This is a genomic window from Sorangium sp. So ce385, from assembly GCF_051474135.1.
In the GTDB taxonomy this organism is placed as follows: Bacteria; Myxococcota_A; Polyangia; order Polyangiales; family Polyangiaceae; genus Sorangium; species Sorangium cellulosum_D.
On record NZ_CP150337.1, the window covers coordinates 6213062 to 6232075 of the forward strand.

18 protein-coding genes are annotated in these 19014 nt (G+C 70.7%); 15 read left to right on the top strand and 3 right to left on the bottom strand.

Annotated elements, in window-relative coordinates; translation table 11 throughout:
• Positions 1 to 3 precede the first annotated feature (3 nt).
• From WME83_RS22600 to WME83_RS22615, 4 genes are all read left to right on the top strand, one after another.
• Complete coding sequence (locus WME83_RS22600; RefSeq protein ID WP_437321363.1) at positions 4 to 831, top strand: nucleotidyltransferase family protein; 828 nt, start codon at positions 4 to 6, stop codon at positions 829 to 831.
• Complete coding sequence (locus WME83_RS22605) at positions 828 to 1823, top strand: GHMP family kinase ATP-binding protein (RefSeq protein ID WP_437321364.1); 996 nt, start codon at positions 828 to 830, stop codon at positions 1821 to 1823. Before WME83_RS22600 ends, WME83_RS22605 begins: the two co-directional genes overlap by 4 nt.
• A 61-nt stretch (positions 1824 to 1884) precedes the next feature.
• Positions 1885 to 2505, top strand: coding sequence for a D-sedoheptulose-7-phosphate isomerase (locus WME83_RS22610; protein ID WP_061621903.1), 621 nt, complete (start codon positions 1885 to 1887; stop codon positions 2503 to 2505).
• Positions 2506 to 2512: 7 nt separating this feature from the next.
• Positions 2513 to 3124, top strand: a complete 612-nt coding sequence (locus WME83_RS22615; RefSeq protein WP_437321365.1) for a D-glycero-alpha-D-manno-heptose-1,7-bisphosphate 7-phosphatase — start codon at positions 2513 to 2515, stop codon at positions 3122 to 3124.
• 23 nt (positions 3125 to 3147) lie between these two features.
• On the opposite strand, the gene WME83_RS22620 is transcribed toward WME83_RS22615, so the two are convergent.
• Positions 3148 to 4434 carry a DUF4388 domain-containing protein gene (locus WME83_RS22620; protein ID WP_437321366.1) on the bottom strand — a complete coding sequence of 429 codons (1287 nt, stop codon included), beginning with the start codon at positions 4432 to 4434 and terminating at the stop codon, positions 3148 to 3150.
• A 124-nt stretch (positions 4435 to 4558) separates the two neighbouring features.
• On the opposite strand from WME83_RS22620, the gene WME83_RS22625 reads away from it, so the two are divergent.
• Positions 4559 to 5560 (top strand): AAA family ATPase, encoded by a 1002-nt coding sequence (locus WME83_RS22625; protein ID WP_437321367.1) that lies wholly within the window; start codon positions 4559 to 4561, stop codon positions 5558 to 5560.
• Here the strand turns inward: WME83_RS22625 and dnaE are convergent.
• On the bottom strand, positions 5553 to 9191 hold the full coding sequence (dnaE, locus tag WME83_RS22630; protein WP_437321368.1) for a DNA polymerase III subunit alpha: 3639 nt from the start codon (positions 9189 to 9191) through the stop codon (positions 5553 to 5555). The genes WME83_RS22625 and dnaE overlap by 8 nt on opposite strands.
• A 233-nt stretch (positions 9192 to 9424) precedes the next feature.
• Here dnaE and WME83_RS22635 point away from each other — a divergent pair, with 233 nt between their 5' ends.
• The 6 genes from WME83_RS22635 to WME83_RS22660 all read left to right on the top strand — a co-directional run bounded on the left by WME83_RS22635 (position 9425) and on the right by WME83_RS22660 (position 14690).
• Positions 9425 to 10504 carry a hypothetical protein gene (locus tag WME83_RS22635; RefSeq protein ID WP_437321369.1) on the top strand — a complete coding sequence of 360 codons (1080 nt, stop codon included), beginning with the start codon at positions 9425 to 9427 and terminating at the stop codon, positions 10502 to 10504.
• 462 nt (positions 10505 to 10966) lie between these two features.
• Positions 10967 to 11587, top strand: coding sequence for an OmpA family protein (locus WME83_RS22640; RefSeq protein WP_437321370.1), 621 nt, complete (start codon positions 10967 to 10969; stop codon positions 11585 to 11587).
• 211 nt (positions 11588 to 11798) lie between these two features.
• Positions 11799 to 12278, top strand: coding sequence for a c-type cytochrome (locus WME83_RS22645; RefSeq protein ID WP_437321371.1), 480 nt, complete (start codon positions 11799 to 11801; stop codon positions 12276 to 12278).
• A 4-nt stretch (positions 12279 to 12282) separates the two neighbouring features.
• The gene (locus WME83_RS22650; RefSeq protein ID WP_437321372.1) at positions 12283 to 12726 is read left to right on the top strand and encodes a hypothetical protein; all 444 of its coding nucleotides are present in this window, start codon (positions 12283 to 12285) and stop codon (positions 12724 to 12726) included.
• 599 nt (positions 12727 to 13325) lie between these two features.
• Positions 13326 to 13505, top strand: coding sequence for a hypothetical protein (locus tag WME83_RS22655; RefSeq protein ID WP_020736450.1), 180 nt, complete (start codon positions 13326 to 13328; stop codon positions 13503 to 13505).
• A 93-nt stretch (positions 13506 to 13598) separates the two neighbouring features.
• Positions 13599 to 14690, top strand: a complete 1092-nt coding sequence (locus tag WME83_RS22660) for a TIGR04552 family protein (RefSeq protein WP_437321373.1) — start codon at positions 13599 to 13601, stop codon at positions 14688 to 14690.
• A gap of 345 nt (positions 14691 to 15035) precedes the next feature.
• Here WME83_RS22660 and WME83_RS22665 read toward each other — a convergent pair whose 3' ends face one another.
• Positions 15036 to 15776: a Crp/Fnr family transcriptional regulator gene (locus WME83_RS22665; RefSeq protein ID WP_236644713.1), complete on the bottom strand. Its 741-nt coding sequence runs from the start codon at positions 15774 to 15776 to the stop codon at positions 15036 to 15038.
• 233 nt (positions 15777 to 16009) lie between these two features.
• Here WME83_RS22665 and WME83_RS22670 point away from each other — a divergent pair, with 233 nt between their 5' ends.
• The 4 genes from WME83_RS22670 to WME83_RS22685 all read left to right on the top strand — a co-directional run bounded on the left by WME83_RS22670 (position 16010) and on the right by WME83_RS22685 (position 19009).
• Positions 16010 to 16522 (top strand): DUF507 family protein, encoded by a 513-nt coding sequence (locus WME83_RS22670; RefSeq protein WP_437321374.1) that lies wholly within the window; start codon positions 16010 to 16012, stop codon positions 16520 to 16522.
• Between the two features lie 203 nt (positions 16523 to 16725).
• Positions 16726 to 17043, top strand: a complete 318-nt coding sequence (locus WME83_RS22675; protein ID WP_437321375.1) for a hypothetical protein — start codon at positions 16726 to 16728, stop codon at positions 17041 to 17043.
• Positions 17044 to 17066: 23 nt separating this feature from the next.
• On the top strand, positions 17067 to 18113 hold the full coding sequence (locus tag WME83_RS22680; RefSeq protein WP_437321376.1) for an SDR family oxidoreductase: 1047 nt from the start codon (positions 17067 to 17069) through the stop codon (positions 18111 to 18113).
• 26 nt (positions 18114 to 18139) lie between these two features.
• Positions 18140 to 19009 (top strand): YicC/YloC family endoribonuclease, encoded by an 870-nt coding sequence (locus WME83_RS22685; protein WP_437322027.1) that lies wholly within the window; start codon positions 18140 to 18142, stop codon positions 19007 to 19009.
• Positions 19010 to 19014: the final 5 nt, after the last annotated feature.

Here is a 19014-nt window from a genome sequence, read left to right on the forward strand (position 1 = left end):
TTTGTGGCGACGATTTCTTGGGGCCGCCGGCGGGAGCGCCCGAGGTGCGCCGAAGGTGGCCGTCGTCTGTGGTACGTCCCGCTGGTGCGCCCCGACGCCTCGTCCCCTCAAGCCGTGATCCTCGCCGGCGGGCTCGGCACCCGGATGCGCCCGCGGACGGAGCGCACGCCGAAGTTCCTCTTGCCGGTGGCCGGCAGGCCGTTCGGGGCGTGGCTCCTCGATCGGCTCGCCGCCGCGGGCGTCGGCGAGGTGGTCCTCTGCGTGGGTCACCTGGGCGAGGCCGTGCGCGCGGCGATGGGCGATCGGTTCGCGGGGCTGCCGCTCCGTTACGCCGACGACGGCCCCGAGCTCCTGGGCACGGCCGGCGCGCTGCGGCGCGCGCTGCCCCACCTGGCCCCTGTGTTCCTCATGACCTACGGCGACTCCTATCTCCCCTTCGATTACCTGGCCCCGCTCCGGGACCTCTGCGCGCACCCGGGCGCGCTCGGCACGATGGCCGTGTACCGGAACGAGGGTCGGCTGGACGCCTCGAACACGGCCGTGTCGGGCGACCTCGTGGCGCGTTACGAGAAGCGCCGCGCGGACGCCCCGCCCGACCCTGCCCTCGATCACATCGACTACGGCGCGACCGCGCTCCGCCGCGAGGTCGTCGAGGCGCTGCCGGCGGACACGCCGCTCGGCTTCGATGCGGTGCAGCGCGACCTCGCGGCGCGCGGCCGCCTGCGGGCGCTCCCGGTCGCGGCGCGCTTCTACGAGATCGGCTCCGAGCGGGGCCTCCGCGATCTCGAGGCCGCCCTCGCCGCCCCGGCCGCGGCGGTGGAGCGGGGATGATCGTCTCCCGCGCCCCGGTCCGCTTCTCCCTCGGCGGCGGCGGGACCGATCTGCCCGCCTACTCCGACCGCTTCGGCGGCTACCTCGTGTCGGCCGCCATCGACAAGTACATCTACGTCACGGCCAACAAGCGCTTCCACCGCGACATCCGCCTCGCCTACTCGAAGACCGAGATCGTCCCCTCGGTCGACCGGATCGAGCACCCCATCTTCCGGGAGGCGCTCCGGATGATGGGAATCGAGCACTCGATCGAGCTCACGAGCGTCGCGGATCTCCCCGCGAACTCGGGCCTCGGCTCGTCGAGCTCGTTCACGGTCGCGCTCCTCAACGCCCTGCACGCCTACAAACGTGATTTCGTGTCGTCCGAGCAGCTCGCGCGCGAGGCGTGCGCCATCGAGATCGAGCGCCTCGGGGAGCCGATCGGCAAGCAGGATCAGTACATCGCCGCCTACGGCAACGTCACCGCGTTCACGTTCTCGCCGGACGGCTCGGTGCACGTCGAGCCCGTGCCGGTCCGCGACGAGGTGCTGGACGAGCTCGAGAGCAACCTGCTCATCGTGTGGAGCGGCATCGAGCGACCGGCCAGGGTCGTGCTCTCCGAGCAGGGCCGGCGGCTGCACGATCTCGAGCCCGCGGTGGTCGAGCGGATGCACCGCATCAAGGAGATCGGCCGCGATGTGCACCGGATCCTCGTCTCCGGCAAGCTCGACGACTATGGCGAGCTCCTGCACGCCCACTGGACCCAGAAGCGTAAGCTCGCCTCCAAGATGACCGACGAGGTCCTCGACGAGATCTACGAGATCGCCCGGAGCGCCGGTGCGCTCGGCGGCAAGCTGATGGGGGCCGGCGGCGGCGGGTTCTTCATGTTCTACGTCCGCCCGGCGGAGAAGCGCCGGGTGCTGGAGGCGCTCGCCGCGAAGGGCCTGCGCGTGCTGCGCTTCCGCTTCGATCTCGACGGGGCGCGCATCGTCGCGAACCTGCACCGATCGTGAGCCGGCGCGCCGGCGCGCCGCTCGCTGGGCATCCCGCGGGGATTCTGGCTATAGATCGATCATGCCGCAGAGCACGCACGACTTCGTGGAAAAGTACCTTCGCGAGACGGCCGAGATCGCCCTCGCGACGAGCCCGGACGACATGGCCCGGGTCATCGAGATCCTCTTCGAGGCGTACCGGAACGATCGCACCATCTACACGTGCGGCAACGGCGGCTCGGCCGCGAACGCGAGCCACCTCGCCTGCGACATCGCCAAGTTCACGTGGGTCGAAGGCAAGCGCCGCTTCAAGTGCACCTCGCTCTGCGACAACGCGGCCCTCCTCAGCGCGCTGACCAACGACGTCGGCTTCAACCGGATCTTCCTCGAGCAGCTCGACGGCCGCATCGTCGCCGGCGACGTGCTCGTGTGCCTGAGCGTGCACGGCGGCTCGGGCGCCGATCGGGCCGGCCCGTGGTCGCAGAACCTGGTGGCCGCCGCGGACTTCGCGAGGAAGGCGGGGGCCAAGGTGGTCGCGCTCGTCGGCTATGACGGCGGCGCGCTGCGCCAGATGGCCGACGCCAGCGTGATCGTGCCGAGGACGCGCGCCGGCTACACGTCGACGCCGCACGTCGAGGGCTTCCACGAGGTCTACCACCACCTGATCTGCGAGCGGCTCCTGCAGCTCGTGGCCGAGAGCTGAGCGCCGCGTGGCGAGGCGCGGGATCGTCCTCGACCGCGACGGCACCCTCATCGACGTGGTGCGCGATCCCGAGCTCGGCGTGGTCGTGACGGCGTTCCACCCCGATCAGATCCGGCTCCTGCCGGGCGCGCTCGAGGGCCTGCGGCGGCTCGCGGACGCGGGGTTCTTGCTGGCGATCGCGACCAACCAGCCGGGGGCGGCGAAGGGCCAGGTCCCCTGGCGGGCGATCGAGCGCACGAACCGCGCGCTCGTCGACGGGCTGCGCGCGGCCGGCGTCGAGATCGCGGCGCTCGCGGCGTGCCCGCACCACCCCGAGGGCGGGCCCGGGGGCGATCCGGCGCTGATCGGCCCGTGCGACTGCCGGAAGCCGAAGCCGGGGATGCTCACGGGGCTCGCGCGCGATCTCGATCTCGACGTCGCCGCGAGCTGGATGATCGGCGACGCGCCGAGCGACGTGGCGGCCGCGCGCGCGGCGGGCATGCGGGCGGGCCTGCTCCTGGATCGGCGCCGCTGCGAGCTGTGCCCGCTGCGGGGCGAGGCCGACCTCCCCTGCCCCGATCGCGCGGCGCCGCGGCTCGATCTCCTGGCCGCGGAGATCCTCGCGGAGCCGCGCGGCTAGCGGCGCGCGCGGCTCCGCGACGGCTACCTGGGCGCGAGCGGGCCCACGAGCGCGGCGACGCGCTTCGACAGCGGCGGCTGGTTGTCGCTGCGCCGCGAGAGCGGGATACCCTCGGGCGACAGGCGCAGGCACGGCTCCGCGACGAACATCGCGAACGAGACGTACTCGCGCAGCCATTGCGAGAGCATCGCCTCGGCCTGCTCGGCGCCGGCGATGAGCGTCGCGTTCTCGAGCAGCCTCGCGGGCTCGAACGTCCCGTCCGGCGCGGGCCCTGCCCCGCGGAAGAGGGCGTCGTAGATGCCCGCGCCCGCGACGAACGCGGCGAGCTGCCAGCGCACCTCGTCGCCCCGCTGGGCCCCGTCGACGGCGGAGAGGATCGACGCGATCGCCTCGTTGAAGAGCGCGATGCCGGCGGCGGCGCCCGTCGGCCCCGGCGCGCGCACCACGACCCGCCCGGACTGCGCCAGCTGGAAGAGCGCCCGCGTGGCCTCGAACTCCCCCTGCCCGAGCGCGCGCGCCACCTCCGCCACCGATCGCTGCCCGTCGACGGCGTCGTACACCGCGCGGAGCTCCTCCGGCGGCGGGCCGCGATCCGGCACGCGCGCGGGCACGTGCTGATCCGACGGGATCCGCTCGCGGAAATAGCGCAGCTCGTCCATGCGGCGCACCGCCTCGAGGAGCAGCGCGTGGACCGGGAGGTCGTGGCGCGTCGGGATCTGCTCCTCCTCGAAGCCGGCGAGGAAGTAGAACATCCCCTCGCCCGCGAGGAGCACCCGGTAGGCGATCTCCTCCGCCTGCGCGCTGAGCAGCTGGTAGAGCCGCTCGCGCGGCACGAAGCCGAGCTTCACCGCGGTCTCGCCGAAGCGCACGTCCGGCGCCGCGGCGGCGAGCGTCGCGTCGACCTGCGGCCGCGAGAGCGCGCCGTAGCGGTAGAGCACCTCGCCGATGCGCTCGCCCGGCGCGCTCGAGCGCGCGGCGATGGCGCGGCCCGGCTCGAAGAACAGCGACCGGCTCTCCGCGCCGTCGATCACGGCGAGCTCGCCGGACCACCCCGCCTGCCCGATGAGCGAGACGACGTCGCAGAGCGCGCCCGGCCCCACGATCTGCCCCGCGAGCCGGAGCGGCGGGGCCGCCGGCGCGTCGGCCGGCGCCTCCTTCCCCACGTGGCGCATCACGACGAGGTGACCGGGCGCGGGCAGCAGCTGGAACACCCCCTGCCGCGCGCGCAGGCGCTTGCTGGCGTCCAGGTCGACGGGGTGAGCCGTGCCAGTGGCGTCGATGCGCACGAGCGAGCGGTGCTCTTCGGTCATCGACGCGATCTCTAACCCAGCGCGGAGGGGGCGGCCACGGCCGGCCGGCGGCCACGGCCGGCCTCGCGCGCGCCGCGCCGCGCCGCCGCCCGGGCGACCGCGCGCGGCGTGCTACCGTCCCGCCGTGACGCCCCCCCCGGATCACGACGGCGGCGCGCCCGGCGATCGGAGCGCCCGCGACGACACCCCCGCCACCGCGGACGAGCTCGACGCGCGCCTCGCGGCGGCCCGCTACATCGCCGATCCGGCGACCTCGCTCGCGCTGTGGCTCGCCCTCCGGATGGCGCGGCCGCTCCTGCTCGAAGGGCCGGCCGGCGTCGGCAAGACCGAGCTCGCCCGCGCCGCGGCCGAGGCGCTCGGCCGCGGGCTCATCCGGCTCCAGTGCTACGAGGGCCTCGACGAGGCGAAGGCGCTGTACGAGTGGGACTACGCGAAGCAGATGCTCTACACGCAGCTCCTGCGCGACGCGGTCGCGAAGGAGATCGCCGGCGCCGCGAGCCTCGCCGCCGCCGCGCGCGCGATCGCGGGGAGCGAGGCGTCGTTCTTCAGCGAGCACTTCCTCATCGCGCGTCCGCTCCTCGCGGCGCTGCGCAGCGCCGCTCCCGTCGTCCTCCTCATCGACGAGGTCGATCGCGCCGACCCGGAGTTCGAGGCGTTCCTGCTCGAGGTGCTCGCCGACATGCAGGTCACGATCCCCGAGCTCGGCACGATCCGCGCCGCGCATCCTCCGCTCGTCCTGCTCACCACGAACGCGACGCGCGAGATGACCGAAGCGCTGCGCCGCCGTTGCCTGCACGCGTTCCTGGACTACCCGCCGCCGTCGCGCGAGATCGCCATCCTGAGGGTCGCCATCCCGGGGATCGAGCCCCGCCTCGCCGCGCAGATCGTCGCGTTCGTCGCCGGCCTCAGGGCCATGGATCTGCGGAAATCCCCCGCCATCAGCGAGACGATTGACTGGGCCCGCGCGCTGCTCCTGCTCGGCAAGCGCGCGATCACCCCGGAGCTCGCCCGCGACACGCTCGGCGTCCTCCTCAAGCACCAGGGCGACCGCGCCGACGCCGAGGCGAAGCTCGGCGCCCTCGCGCGGGCCGCCGAGGACGCGGGCGCGGTCGAGCCGCCTACCTGAGCTCGGCCACCTTCTCGCCGAACAGCTTCTCGAGCCGCCCCAGCATCGCGTCGTTCGGCTCGACGCGGAGATCGCGCCCCAGCGCCAGCACCGCCTCCGCCCCGTCGTCGAGCTGGATCACGAGCTGCACCGGGCACACCCCCGGGCTCGCCCGCAGGAGCGCGCCGAGCCGGTCGATGTGCTCGCGCCTGGCGCTGCGCGACTTCAGCGTGATCGCCACGCTCCGCGTCTGCGCGAGGATCGCGTCGGAGAGCGGCTGCACCTCGTCGAGCAGGAGGGTCGGCTCGCGCGGCGCGGACTCGGCCTCCTCGGCGCCCTCGTCCACCATGGGGAAGCTGACCTTGCCCGAGATCAAGACCGGCTCTCCCCGGTTCAGGAGCTCGCCGTAGGCCTCGATCTGCTTCTCGCGCACCTTGACCTCGACCCGGCCGGACGTGTCCTCGAGCACGAAGAACGCGATCTTGCCGCCGCCGCCCTTGAAGATGCGCTCGCGGTACCCCTCGACCATCCCGCCGACGCGCACCCTGGCCCAGGCATCCAGGCCGGCCAGCGCGCTCACCGCGGTCACGTCGAAGCGGTTCAGATCCACGCCGTACCGATCGAGCGGGTGCCCCGAGACGTAGAACCCGAGCGACTGCTTCTCCCGCGAGAGCGTCTCCCGCAGATCCCAGTCCTCGATCATCGGGTAGTCGTCCAGCCGCACCTCGTTCTTGGACGCGACGGCCGCGAACAGGCCGATCTGCGCGCTGTTCCGCTCCTTGCTCGCGGAGCGCGAGCGATCGAGCGCCCTGTCGATGGCCGCGAACGCCCGCGATCGCGAGATGCCCCGCGCCCGGAGGCTCGCGTCGAACGCGCCGCACTGCACGAGCGCCTCGAACACCCCCTTGTTGACCCGCCGCGGATCGACGCGCTCGGCGAAGTCGAAGAGATCCCCGAACGCGCCCCCCGCCTCCCGCGCCTCGAGGATCGCCTCGAGCGCCGACTCGCCGACGCCGCGGATCGCCCCCATCCCGAAGCGGATCTTCGGGTCGTACGGATCCCTCGCCCGCGAGCCGCCGCGCCGGGTGCCGGTCACGCGCTTGCCGTTCGTCACCGGCGTCGCGCTGTACACGACGGTGAAGTCCGTCTTGGACTCGTTGATTTCGGGCGGCAGGATCTCGACCCCCCACGCGCGCCCCTCCGCGATGATCCGCACGACCTTCTCGATCTTGTCGCGGTCGGCCGTCATCAGGGCGCACAGGAACTCGACCGGGTAGTGCGCCTTGAGGTAGGCCGTCTGGTAGGTGAGCAGCGCGTACGCGGCCGAGTGGCTCTTGTTGAAGCCGTAGCCCGCGAAGTACTCGAGGAGCCCGAAGATGCGCTCGGCGTCCTCCGCCTTCACCCCGTTCTTGAGCGACCCGTCGACGAACGTCGCCTTCTGCTTCGCCATCTCCTCGGGCTTCTTCTTGCCCATGGCGCGCCGGAGCAGGTCGGCGCCGCCGAGCGTGTAGCCCGCGAGCCGCTGCGCGATCTGCATGACCTGCTCCTGGTAGACGATGACGCCGTACGTCGGCTGGAGGAGCTCGTCGACGAGGGGGTGCATCTTCTCGATCGGCTTGCGTCCGTGCTTGCAGTCGACGAAGTCCTTCACCATGCCGGTGCCGAGCGGCCCGGGCCGGTAGAGCGCCACGGCGGCGACGATGTCCTCGAAGGCGTCGGGCTTCAGGTCCTTGAAGAGCTGCTGCATGCCGCTCGACTCGAGCTGGAACACCCCGGTGGTCTCGCCCGACTGGAGGAGCGCGTAGGTGGCGGGGTCGTCGATCGGCACCGTGTTCACGTCGAACCGCGCGCCCTCCTTGCCCGCGCGGTCCGGACGCGCGTTCACGAGCCGCACCGCGATGTCGATGACGGTGAGCGTCTTCAGCCCGAGGAAGTCGAACTTCACGAGCCCGGCCAGCTCGACGTCGTCCTTGTAGTACTGCGTGACGACCTGCTCGCCGTTCTTGAAGCACGGGACGTGATCCCAGAGCGGCCCCTCGCTGATCACGACGCCGGCGGCGTGCATGCCGGCGTGCCGCGTCAGCCCCTCGAGCTTCTGCGCCTGCTTCAGGAGCTCCGCGACCGTGGGGTCGCTCTCCTTGAGCGCCTTGAGCTTCGGCTCGATGTCGAGCGCCTCGGGGATCGTGTACGTGATCCCCGGCCCCTTCTGAGGGATGAGGCTCGCGATCTTCTGCGCCTCGTTGGCGGGGAACGCCATCGCCCGGGCGACGTCCTTGATGACGCTCCGCGCCTTGAGCTCATGGAACGTCGCGATCTGCCCGACGGAGGGTTTGTCGGCCTCCTTGCTGTACTTCTTCGTGACGTACGAGATGACCTCGTCGCGCCGGTCCATGCAGAAGTCGACGTCGAAGTCGGGCATGCTGATGCGCTCCGGGTTCAGGAAGCGCTCGAACAGCAGGTTGTACGGGAGCGGATCGAGATCGGTGATCTCCATCGCGTAGGCCACGAGCGAGCCCGCGCCCGAGCCGCGGCCCGGCCCGACCGGGATGCCGTGGTCCTTCGCGTACTTGATGAAGTCCCAGACGATGAGGAAGTAGCCCGGGAAGTCCATCTGGACGATGACGTTCAGCTCGACGTCGAGGCGCGCCCGGTAGACCGCCTCGTCCACCGTCCGGCCCGTCCGGGCGATCTGGGCGAGCCGCTTCGTGAGCCCCTCGTGCGCCACGTGCCGGAAGTAGCTCCCCGGGTCGTCGAACCCGCTCGGCAGCGGGAACCGCGGGAGCATCGGCTTGCCGAGCTTGAGCTTGAGCCCCGCGCACCGCTCGGCGATCTCGAGCGTCGAGCGGACCGCCTGCGGGTGGTCGCGGAAGAGGTGCGCCATCTGGTCGGCGGGCTTGAGGAACATCTCGAAGCTGCCGTGGTGCGCCTCGCTCGCCTCGGCGAACGTGCGGTTCGCCGCGATGCACGACAGGTAGAGCTGCCCCTCGCCGTCCTCGCGCGCGCCGAAGTGCGCGTCGTTCGTCGCGACGAGCGGCAACCCCAGATCGCCCGCCGCGCGCGCGAGGATGCCGTTGAGCACCGACTGCTCGACGAGCCCGTGGTCCTGGAGCTCGACGTAGAGGCTCCCCGGCTCGAAGCAGTCCCGGAGCCGGCTGAGCGCCTCGCGCCCCTCCTCCTCGCCCTGCTCCAGGATCCGCTGGGCGACCACGCCGCCCATGCAGCCGGTCAGGCCGATGAGCCCCGCGCTGTGCTGCGCCACCATGTCGAGCCGCACGCTCGGCGCGAGCCCGCTCGCGGGCTCGACGTGCCCCAGCGAGACGATGCGGACGAGGTTCTTGTAGCCCTCCTCGGACGTCGCGAGCAGCACGAGGTGATCGACGGGCGTCTCGTCCGCGCCCGAGCGCGACACCTGCCCCGCGGACGCGCCCCAGCTGCGCGCCACGTTCACCTCGCAGCCGATGATCGCGCCGATGCCCTGGTCCTTGCAGGCCTTGTAGTGCTGAATCGCCCCGAACATGTTGCCGTGGTCGGTCAGGGCGACCGCGCGCATCCCGAGCGACTTGGCGCGCGCGGCGAGGTCCTTGACGCGCAGCGCGCCGTCGAGGAGCGAGTACTGCGAATGCACGTGGAGGTGGATGAACTCAGCGGTCACAGCGGGCTTCCAGGTGGCTTCTCATCGTCGTGCGAATCGGGAAAGACCGGTAATCAGGGAGAACGAAATCGGAAGGCATTTGGACGACCGACCGTCACGTGCCTGCGAGCTCACATATAGCGCATTGCGCAGCGGGGATCGTCCTTGATGAGGCGCGCGGGCCAGCGCTAGCATGTGCGCCCGTTTGAGAGCACTTGCCTGATTTGGGGTGGGGTTTCCAGAAAGTGAGGTCGATGATGCGCCATTCCCGTATCGCCGTCGCGGTCTATTTGGCGACGGCGCTCCTGTCCGTCGCCGGCTGTGGTTCCGAAGAGGCCACGCCGCCGCCCGCTGAACAAGACGTCGACCTCGGCCAGCCGCCCGGGCCGGGTCCGGAGCAGGCCGGTGACGGCGAGGGGGTCGCGTTCGCGATCGACCGCCTCTTCCTCGGCGACACGGATCGCAACGGGGACAAGGTGCCCGGCAGCTGGAAGCAGTACGGCTTCAACATCGACGGCAAGGTGTCCAGCACCATCTCGGAGGACCTGTGCAAGCCGGTCGACGGCGCCGCCCCTTCGGACGTCTATCCGGACGGCGTCGACGGCATCGACAACTCCTTCGGAAACAAGCTCGTCGCCCTCATTGCGACTCTCCTGCCCGAGCCGTCGACCAAGGTCAGCGACGCCATCGCCAACGGCGATTTCACGGTGATCCTGAAGGTCGACGGGCTCGGCGCGCAGTCGTCCTACAACCCGCTCACCGCGAAGCTCTATGGCGGCGCCACCCTGGGCTCGGCGCCCGTCTGGAACGGCAGCGACAAGTGGCCCGTCGTCCCGGAGCTGCTCGAGGACGCGCAGGACATCGAGAGCGCCAAGGTCGTGTTCCCGGCCAGCTACGTCGTCGACAACACGTGGGTTTCGGGCCCGGAGTCGCAGGTCACCTTCAAGCTGAACCTGACGATCTCGGGGACCACCATCGGCCTCACGATCCGCAACGTGAGGATCGCGATGGACCTCGAGCCCGATCGCAAGTCGGTCGTCAACGGCACCATCGCGGGCGTGCTCGAGACGGCCGTCCTCGTCGAGGAGCTGCGCAGCGTCATCGGCGCCATCGAGCCGACCTTCTGCGAGGGCGCGGGGCTGGAGACGACCCTCGACCAGGTCCGTCGCGCCTCGGACATCCTGAAGGACGGCAGCCAGGACCCGGGCCAGGAGTGCAACGCCATCTCCATCGGCATCGGGTTCACGGCGCGACAGGTCCAGCTGGGCGAGATCGCGCCCCCTGCCGAGACGAGCGGCGTGCCGTGCGGGGAAGCGCCCCCGGACGAGGGCTGAGCGCCGCGCGACTCCCATCCAGCAGCGGCGATCCCGACGGAGCCCTCGTCGAGGGCTCCGCGGGCACCTCCCGGGTGCCCCTCGCCAGAGCTCCCACAGCCTGCGACGTGCGCCCCGCTCAGCCCGCTCGCGCGGTGCGCGAAGATCGTGCTCGCCGTTGAGCCATCGCGCGCCCTGCAAGCGTCTCAGGAATCGACCCCGCCCGTCCAGGGTACGCGCTCCAGCGAGGGAGGCCTTGGCGGCGTGCTCTCTCGGTCCGCCCGCTTGTGGGGGTCCGTGAGGCGCCCTCTTCCTGGTTTCGTTTGTCCCAACTTTTCGCTAGAAGGCGGCATCGCTTCGAGCGTCCACCACGCAAATACCCGATGGCAGTAAAGATTCATGGCGAGCTGCCGTCCCAGGGCGTCAGCCCGGCGGGTTGCCGACGCGAGCTCTGGCTCGTGCCCTCAGAGGAGAACAACGTCCATGCGTAGATACGTCGCTTCCGTTCTGTGCGCCGTGATGATGGTTGGCACTGCCGCCGCGACGGCGGGTTGCACGGCCTCGTTCAAAGCCGGCAGCAAGGAGCCGGAGGCCCCCCCGCCCCCGCCCCCGCCGGAGCCGAAGCAGGAGGAGCCGAAGGAGGAGAAGAAGCCCCGCCCGCGCTTCAAGCTCACCTTCAAGCTGAAGGGCAACCAGGTCGAGCTGCCCGGCCCGGTGGTCTTCGAGACCAACAGCGACAAGCTCCTGCCCGAGAGCGACGAGGTCCTCAACATCGTCGACGACTTCCTGAAGCAGCGGAAGGACGTCACCCTCCTCCGCGTCGAGGGGCACACCGACTCCGACGGCGAGGACGCCGCGAACCAGGTGCTGTCCGAGAAGCGCGCGATGTCGGTCGCTCGCTGGCTCGTCGCGAAGGGCCACGACTGCAAGCGCTTCATCGCCGTCGGCTTCGGCGAGAGCAAGCCGATCGCCGACAACAACACGCCCGACGGCAAGGCCCAGAACCGCCGCACCGGGTTCTTCATCGCGGCCATCGACGGCAAGGCGGTCGACAAGCAGCCCGTGGACGGCGGCGGCAAGGTCGCCGGCGATTCCTGCAAGTGACGGCGCTCCGCCTGGCTGCGCCCCTCCGGGCGTGCCGCGATCGTCGCGGCGCGTCCGCGGCGCGCCCGGCAGCCTGACCGTTCGACGACGCAGCCCCGCTCGCCGCCGCGCCGCGCCTCGCCATTCCGCGCGCGCCGGCGGCGGACGTCGTCTTGTTGTCCTTCTTCGCTTGCCTCCCCCATCATCTTCACTATCCGTACTCCTCCACCCCATGCGGCGACGCCACGACAGCTCCCTGGGCCGCCTCCTCATCACGGCCGTCCTCTCGCTTGGCCTCTTCGGCTGCGACCCCGGGCCGGGCGACGTTCGCGAGTGGACGCCGGCCGATCACGATCCGCCGAGCCCCAACGAGGGGCAGGGCGGCAAGGTCGCCGCGCGGCCGGTCGCCTCGAACGAGACCGACCCGGGGCTGATCGAGCTCGCCTGGCAGCGGAACTGCTCCAGCTGTCACGGCAGGGCCGGTCGCGGCGACGGCCCGCAAGGTCCGATGGTTCGCGCCCCGGATCTCACCGACGCCGCCTGGCAGGAGCGGGTGACCGACGCCCAGCTCGCCGAGGTGATCCGGAAGGGCAGGAACAAGATGCCCGCCTTCGATCTGCCGCAGCAGGTGATCGATGGCCTCGTGAAGCGAATCCGCACCAGCAGAGCGGGCGGCTCCGCACCGGCCGGCTCCGCACCGGCACAGCGCTAGCCCGATGAGCTCGACCCAGCAGGAGGACCTCGATCAGGCGCCGGAAGAACGGCCGGCCGCGCCGGACGGTCGCCCCCCCTGGGCTCGTCGGCTCGCGCCGGTGATCCTCGTCGCGGGCGCGCTGTTCGCGGGGAGCGTCCTCTTCAAGAGCATGCCCGAGGAGCGCGAGGTCGAGCTGAAGCTGGACGACGCCGCGACGGTCGTGGGGCTCGACGTGACCTGGACGGATCCTTCCGCGGGCCAGCGCGCGACCGAGGCCGCGCCGGTCATCGACAGCTCCTGGCGGTTCGCCGAGGGGACGGCGCCGAGGACAGTCCTCACCAAGGTGTCGCTCCCGGACGGCCTCTACCATGTGGAGATCGCGGTCGACCGGAAGCGTGGGCACGACGTCACGAGCCGGACCGTCACGCTGGGAGACTCCTCTCGGATCACGCTGTTCGTGCGCTGAACGGCGCGCGATTGCCGCGCGCTCTCGAAAGATCCCCCCGGACGCACGCGGCGCGTCGGCGGGTCGCTCGTGTTCAGCCCCTGCTTCCGCTCGTCGGGACGCCGCATCGCAGCGCCACGGATGCGCCATCGCGCAGGCTCGCGCCGGCATCGCCGAGCGACCGGCGTCCCGGACCGGCGATACGCGCCCTTTCCTCCTCGCGGTCGGTCGGCGCACGAGACCGTTGACGCCCGGAAACTGACAAGCCAGGCAGTGCCGTGAGTTGGAAGCGTGTCCTTGAGGCACCACCTCGCGTCCGGCGGGCCGCGTGCAGCCCGTGATGCAAGAGCTTCAACTTCGGTGACAAACCGTTGTTTTTGTTCAGTGTTTCGTGTAAGCAGGGGCCGCGGTTCGGATGGGAATGGAATATGAGAACGAATTCCCTTGATGCGTTCACCCCGGAACCGCTACTTCTTGGCCCGCAGCAGCAGGGCGTGGCACCTTATCCTACAACAACTTACACGCTCTGACCGGGACAACCGTGAAGCATCGTGGTGCCCCCCCGGAGGGAGCGACCATGCGACCTGTACAGTGTCGCTGGAGGCGGAGAAGGAGAACCGATGAGGATCACCCCGTGGTATCTGGCTGCGCTTGCCCCGTTCGCCGCCATTGGTTGCAGTGGCGCGTACCTCGGCCACGCCGCGGTCGTGGCGTTGACGATCGGCATCTTCCTCGGGACCCTGTCGCTCGGCCGCACTCCGAGCTCTCGCCCCGCCCCGCCGAACGCCCCTGTCTCCTGATTTTCTCGCCCAGCTGCCGCCCGCTGCACGCCGCCGCGACGCTTTCCCGAGCGCTCGACAGCGCCGGCGCCTACGCTCGGGGGGCGTGAGGTCATGACGCACGACGCCTCCGTCGGCCGGCTCAAGCGGCTCGAAGAGTTCTCGCTCATGGACCTGGAGTCCGTGCACCTCATCCTGCGCGGCGATTCGGTCATCGACTGGCGACGGCTCAACCTCCAGAGCGAGCAGGACGCGCGCGATCTCCTGCTTGCGCAGGAGTTCCACCCCGACGAGCCCGGGGATCGCGCCCACCTCGAGAGCGTCAAGAACGAGGCGATCGCGTACCTGCGTCGCCACTTCGAGTTCCCGATCCCGAGCCCGGTCGCGCGCGCGTCGGTCGAGGAGATCCTGATGCTCGCCTCGGCCAAGGGCCATCGCCAGCTCTGCGCCTGCACGATCCTCAAGGCGATGCACATCATCCATCACCTGGCCGGGCGCGAGCTGCTCTTCTCGATCCCGATGTCGGACCAGGACGTCTTCCACCTCGTCGAGGAGAAGGTGTACCGGGTGATCGGCGGCATGCTCGCGGCGGGCTTCCCCATCACCGAGTTCATCGGCGGGCGGAAGAACAAGGACTCGCTCTACACGAAGCTCCTGTCGAAGACGGACACGACCGCGGCGGCCATCTACGACAAGCTCCGCTTCCGCATCGTCTGCCGCACGGTGGACGATCTGCTGCCCGTCCTCCTCTACCTCTCGGAGCGCCTGTTCCCGTTCAACTACGTCGTGCCCGGCGAGAGCACGAACACGATCCTGCGGTTCCGGAGCTACTGCGAGACGCGGCCGTTCCTCCAGCCGATGCTCGAGGCGCTGCAGACGGACGTCGACGACGGGCTGACGGCGGGCGACAACAGCTTCAGCGATCGGAGCTACCGCGTGATCCACTTCGTCGTCGATCTGCCCGTGCGCCTCCCGGCCGAGATCCTCGACATGGCGCCGCCCGCGGCGTGGGCGCTCGGGCCGATCATCTTCGTCCTCTGCGAGTTCCAGCTGATCGACCGTGAGACCGAGGCGGCGAACGAGGTCGGCGAGGCGAGCCACGCCAGGTACAAGGAGCGGCAGAAGCAGGCGGTCATGCGCAGGCTCAAGCTCGGCGTCCGCTCCACCCGCGACCCGGTGAGCGGCGGCCCCAAGCGCGATCGCTAGGCGCGCTGCAGCGCGGATCGCGCTCCGGATCGATGGGGTCATCGCCGCGCGGTGCGCCGCGCGGCCGTGCGCCGAGCGCGCGGTCCCCTCCCCGCGTGCGTGGCCGCGGCACGCGGCGTGGGATGGAGCTGCCCAGCGGGGAGCCGGCAGAGAGGTCCGCAGGATCTCTGGACCCGGGGTCCCTTGGAGGAAGCAGCGCTTGGAGCAGGGAGGCGGACGCCGCTGCGAGGCCGGGAGCAGTCGGGCTTGTCGGAGCGGAGGCCGCCGAGCGAGCAGCCTGGGCGGCGACGGGCGGCGCTCGGGAGGAGACCGCGGTCCCTCAGCGATGCCGCCGGGCGAGCGAGCTCAGATGCGGCTCTTCAGCGCGTCGCGATCCAGCACCACGATCCGGCGGCGATCGATCTCGATCACCCCCTTGCGGCGGAGATCGCCGAGCGTGAGCGTGACGGTCTCGCGCGTGGAGCCGATCATGCTCGCCATCTCCTGATGGGTGAACGGCGCGGAGATGAGCACCCCGCGCGGATCGGGGATGCCCCAGCGCGTCGCGGCCTTGAGCAGGAACTCACAGAGGCGGGCCTCCACGTTGCGGAAGAGCATCGAGGCCAGGCGCTCCTCGGTGTCCGTGTGGCGCTCGACCAGCGTGGTCACGATCGCGGCGGCGAAGTTGGCGTCGCTCGCCATCAGGTTGCGCACCGTCGCCAGCGGGACGATGAGCGCCTCGACGTCCTCGGTGGCGATCGCGCTCTCCCGGTGGGCCGTGACGCCGCCGAGCGCGGCCTCGCCGAGCACGTCGCCGGCCCCCCTGTAACCGAGCGACAGGCTGCGCCCGTCGCTCATCCCTCGCACCAGGCGGACCCGGCCGAGGCTGAGCATCGCGAGGGCGGTCGCCGCGTCGCCCTGCGTCACGAGGTGACGCCCTTTCGCGACGCGTTGAATCGTGCCCCCGTCGGCCAGCGCCGCCTGCGTGGCCGGGGATGCCGCATTGCCGATCGCCCCGCGCCGGACGACCCGTCGTTTGCGCGAGTCTAGGTCGAGTCCACCGTCGTTCCCGAGCGCGCCAGGCTGAACCCTGACGCTCCGTGCCATCGCATCCTTACCCATCATCATCGCGGCTGCTCCTGCGGTTTGCGGTGTCGCGGTCCTGCTGTTTCCGGGAGGGCCCCGCCGGCCGGGGGGCTCCGACTTGTGCCGGGACCTCCCACTTGCGTTGACATCTCGGAGACGCGGCCCGTACCTTTCGGTTTGAGCCGGGCACGCCCCGTGAATGAACCCCTGCACGGGGGAGCCAGTTCGACCGCTCCTCCAGCTACGGACGTTGGATGCGCCTCTTTAGCGGCAAAATTACTCCTCTCACAGAAGAAATCGTCCGCGCGCTCGTGGACAATCGCGATATCGAGTGCACGTCGAAAAAAGAGGTCGCGCTCGACATCGAGTCGGTGTTCACGAGCTACCTGCAAGCCGAGCGGGAAGCGACCGAGCGGGCGAAAGAGATCCTCCAGGCTCGCGGGCTGCCCCAGGGCGAGTTCAACCGGGTCAAGCGCCTGGCCGCCGAGCAGAAGGGGATCAAGGTCGGCGAGGAAACGATGGATTATCTCCTCGACCAGCTGCTCGAGATGCTGATGCACTCGAACAACGTCGAGGAGGTGTTCGTCGAGGACCACGACCTGCGGCGCCGGGTGCGGCCCATCCTCCGGAAATATCTGGAGATGGACGAGGCGCTCGAGACCGAGGTCCGCGGCAAGCTCCGCCACGTGCAGGAAGGCACCCGCACCTGGGAGATCGAGTACCAGCGGGTCATGGGCGAGATCCAGCGCCGCAAGGGCATGCTGTAGCCGGCGGTGCCGTGCGGGCGGGCTCGTCGCAAAGCGAGCGGGCCGCCCGTGACGTCCGCCGGCTCAGCGAGACCTCACCCGAACCGCCCCGCGCCTCGGCACGGGGACACCATGTAGGAGGATGGCGCACTATTTACGACCATTCCTCCTCGTGGAACGTTCCGCCTGCCAGATCGGGCTCCGTCGTGGTACCGGAGGACATCATGAGCTGGATTCCCAAGGTCGAGGCGAAGCGGCACTTCTGTCATAAATGCAAGAACGAGCTCATCTTCGAGGTGAAGCTCCAGCGCGCGGACACCTGCCCCCACTGCGGTGTCGACCTCCACTGCTGCAAGAACTGCGAGAACTGGGACCCGGCCGCGCACAACCAGTGCAAAGAGCACATCGCCGAGTACATCCCGGACCGGGAAAGGGCGAACTATTGTACTTTCTTCACGTTCAAGAACGGCGTACCGGAAGATAACTCGAAGCGCATCGCGGATGCGCGCTCCAAGCTCGACAACCTTTTCAAGAAGAAGTAGGCGCCCGCTGGGGGAGCACGCACATGTCCACGCCTCGCTACTTGGTCACCGGCGGAGCCGGGTTCATCGGAAGCAACCTCGTCGCGGCGCTGACCGCGGCCGGGGAGCGGGTCCGCGTCCTCGATAACCTCGCGACGGGCCGGTGGGAGAACCTCGACGGGCTCCCGCACCAGTCGCTGATCGAGCGCATCACCGGGGACATCCGGGACGCGGCGGCGGTCGCGGCGGCGGCGAAGGGGGTCGAGGTCATCCTCCACCAGGCCGCGCTCGGCTCGGTCCCGCGCAGCGTCGAGACGCCGGTCGAGTCGAACGCCGTCAACGTCGGCGGCACGGTCACGGTGCTCGACGTGGCGCGCCGGCAGGGCGTGCGCCGCGTGATCTTCGCCGCGTCGTCCAGCGCGTACGGCGAGACGCCCGTCCTCCCGAAGCACGAAGCCATGGAGCCGATGCCGCTCTCGCCCTACGCCGTCACGAAGCTCGCGTGCGAGCATTACATGAAGGTCTTCGCGGGGATCTACGGCCTCGAGACCCTGAGCCTGCGCTACTTCAACGTCTTCGGGCCGAACCAGACGCCGGACGGCGCCTACGCCGCGGCGATCCCGCGGTTCATCGACGCCGCCCTGCAGAACCGGCCGATCCCGATCTACGGCGACGGGGAGCAGACGCGCGACTTCTGCTTCATCGAGAACACCGTCCTCGCGAACCTGCTCGGCGCCACGTCGCCGAAGAAGTTCAGGGGCGAGATCATCAACATCGCCGGCGGCCGCAGGATCGGGCTGAACGAGCTCTGCAGGGAGATCTCGCGGGTCCTCGGGCGCGACGTCGCGATCGAGCACCTCCCGCCCCGCGCGGGGGACATCCGCCACTCGCTCGCCGACATCTCGCGCGCGGCAGAGCTCATCGGGTACGAGCCCCGCGTGCGCTGGGAGGACGGCATCGCCCCCACGGTCACGTACCTGCGGACGCTCCGCGAGAAGGGCCCCGCGGCCGCGTCGGCCACGGTCACCTGTGGCAAGGTTCCGCTGCCCAAGGCCCAAGCGGCCACGGACACCGGGCACCAGGCGAGCTAGGTAGAGCGGAGCGGCTCGTGCGGAGCATGACCGGCTTCGGGCTCGGTGACGCTTCGCTCACCGAAGGGCGCGTCGTCGCCGAGATCCGCTCGGTGAACCAGCGCTTCCTCGACGTGCGCGCGCGGCTCCCGCGCGAGCTCGTCGATCTGACGATGTTCGCCGAGCAGGTGGCGCGCGAGCGGCTGCGCCGGGGGCGCATCGAGATCATCGTGCGCACCGAGGGGGCGGTGCTGGCCCCGAGCACGCTCGACAAGTCGAAGGCGCGCGCGGCGTTCCGCGCGCTCGCCGAGCTCCGCGACGAGCTCGCGCCGGGCGCCGACGTGCCGCTCTCGCTGCTCTGCGCGGTGCCGGATCTCTTCGCCCCCGCGGGCGGCCACGAGATCGCCGCCGTCCGCGCCGCGCTCAAGCTCGCGATCGAGCGCGCGATCGACGCGATGGAAGGCATGTGCCACCGCGAGGGCGAGGCGCTCGCCAGCGACATGCGCGGCCGCGTGGCGACGCTCCGCGCGCTCGCCTCCGAGGTGGTCGCGCGCGCCGACGACGCGCGCGAGGCGCTCCGGCGGCGCCTGCGCGAGCGCGTCGAGCGCCTGCTCCAGGGGATCGAGACCGGCTTCGAGGCGGCGCGGATCGAGGCGGAGGTGATGCTGCTCGCCGAGCGCAGCGACATCACCGAGGAGGTCACCCGCCTCCGGAGCCACCTCGACCAGTTCGGCGGCGCGCTCGCGGCGCCGGGCGGCGACCCCTGCGGAAGGAGGCTCGACTTCCTGCTCCAGGAGATGGTACGCGAGGCGAACACGCTGGGCTCCAAGGCGCAGGACGCCGCCATCTCCCAACACGTCGTGGCGATGAAGGTGGAGCTCGAACGCCTGCGGGAGCAGGTCCAGAACATCGAGTGACAGGA

Coding starts and splice junctions, on each gene's coding strand:
- WME83_RS22605 (WP_437321364.1), top strand. CDS start 828: ATGATCGTCTCCCGCGCCCCGGTCCGCTTCTCCCTCGGCGGCGGCGGG.
- WME83_RS22610 (WP_061621903.1), top strand. CDS start 1,885: ATGCCGCAGAGCACGCACGACTTCGTGGAAAAGTACCTTCGCGAGACG.
- WME83_RS22620 (WP_437321366.1), bottom strand. CDS start 4,434: ATGACCGAAGAGCACCGCTCGCTCGTGCGCATCGACGCCACTGGCACG.
- WME83_RS22635 (WP_437321369.1), top strand. CDS start 9,425: ATGATGCGCCATTCCCGTATCGCCGTCGCGGTCTATTTGGCGACGGCG.
- WME83_RS22640 (WP_437321370.1), top strand. CDS start 10,967: ATGCGTAGATACGTCGCTTCCGTTCTGTGCGCCGTGATGATGGTTGGC.
- WME83_RS22645 (WP_437321371.1), top strand. CDS start 11,799: ATGCGGCGACGCCACGACAGCTCCCTGGGCCGCCTCCTCATCACGGCC.
- WME83_RS22650 (WP_437321372.1), top strand. CDS start 12,283: ATGAGCTCGACCCAGCAGGAGGACCTCGATCAGGCGCCGGAAGAACGG.
- WME83_RS22655 (WP_020736450.1), top strand. CDS start 13,326: ATGAGGATCACCCCGTGGTATCTGGCTGCGCTTGCCCCGTTCGCCGCC.
- WME83_RS22660 (WP_437321373.1), top strand. CDS start 13,599: ATGACGCACGACGCCTCCGTCGGCCGGCTCAAGCGGCTCGAAGAGTTC.
- WME83_RS22665 (WP_236644713.1), bottom strand. CDS start 15,776: ATGGCACGGAGCGTCAGGGTTCAGCCTGGCGCGCTCGGGAACGACGGT.
- WME83_RS22670 (WP_437321374.1), top strand. CDS start 16,010: ATGCGCCTCTTTAGCGGCAAAATTACTCCTCTCACAGAAGAAATCGTC.
- WME83_RS22675 (WP_437321375.1), top strand. CDS start 16,726: ATGAGCTGGATTCCCAAGGTCGAGGCGAAGCGGCACTTCTGTCATAAA.
- WME83_RS22680 (WP_437321376.1), top strand. CDS start 17,067: ATGTCCACGCCTCGCTACTTGGTCACCGGCGGAGCCGGGTTCATCGGA.
- WME83_RS22685 (WP_437322027.1), top strand. CDS start 18,140: ATGACCGGCTTCGGGCTCGGTGACGCTTCGCTCACCGAAGGGCGCGTC.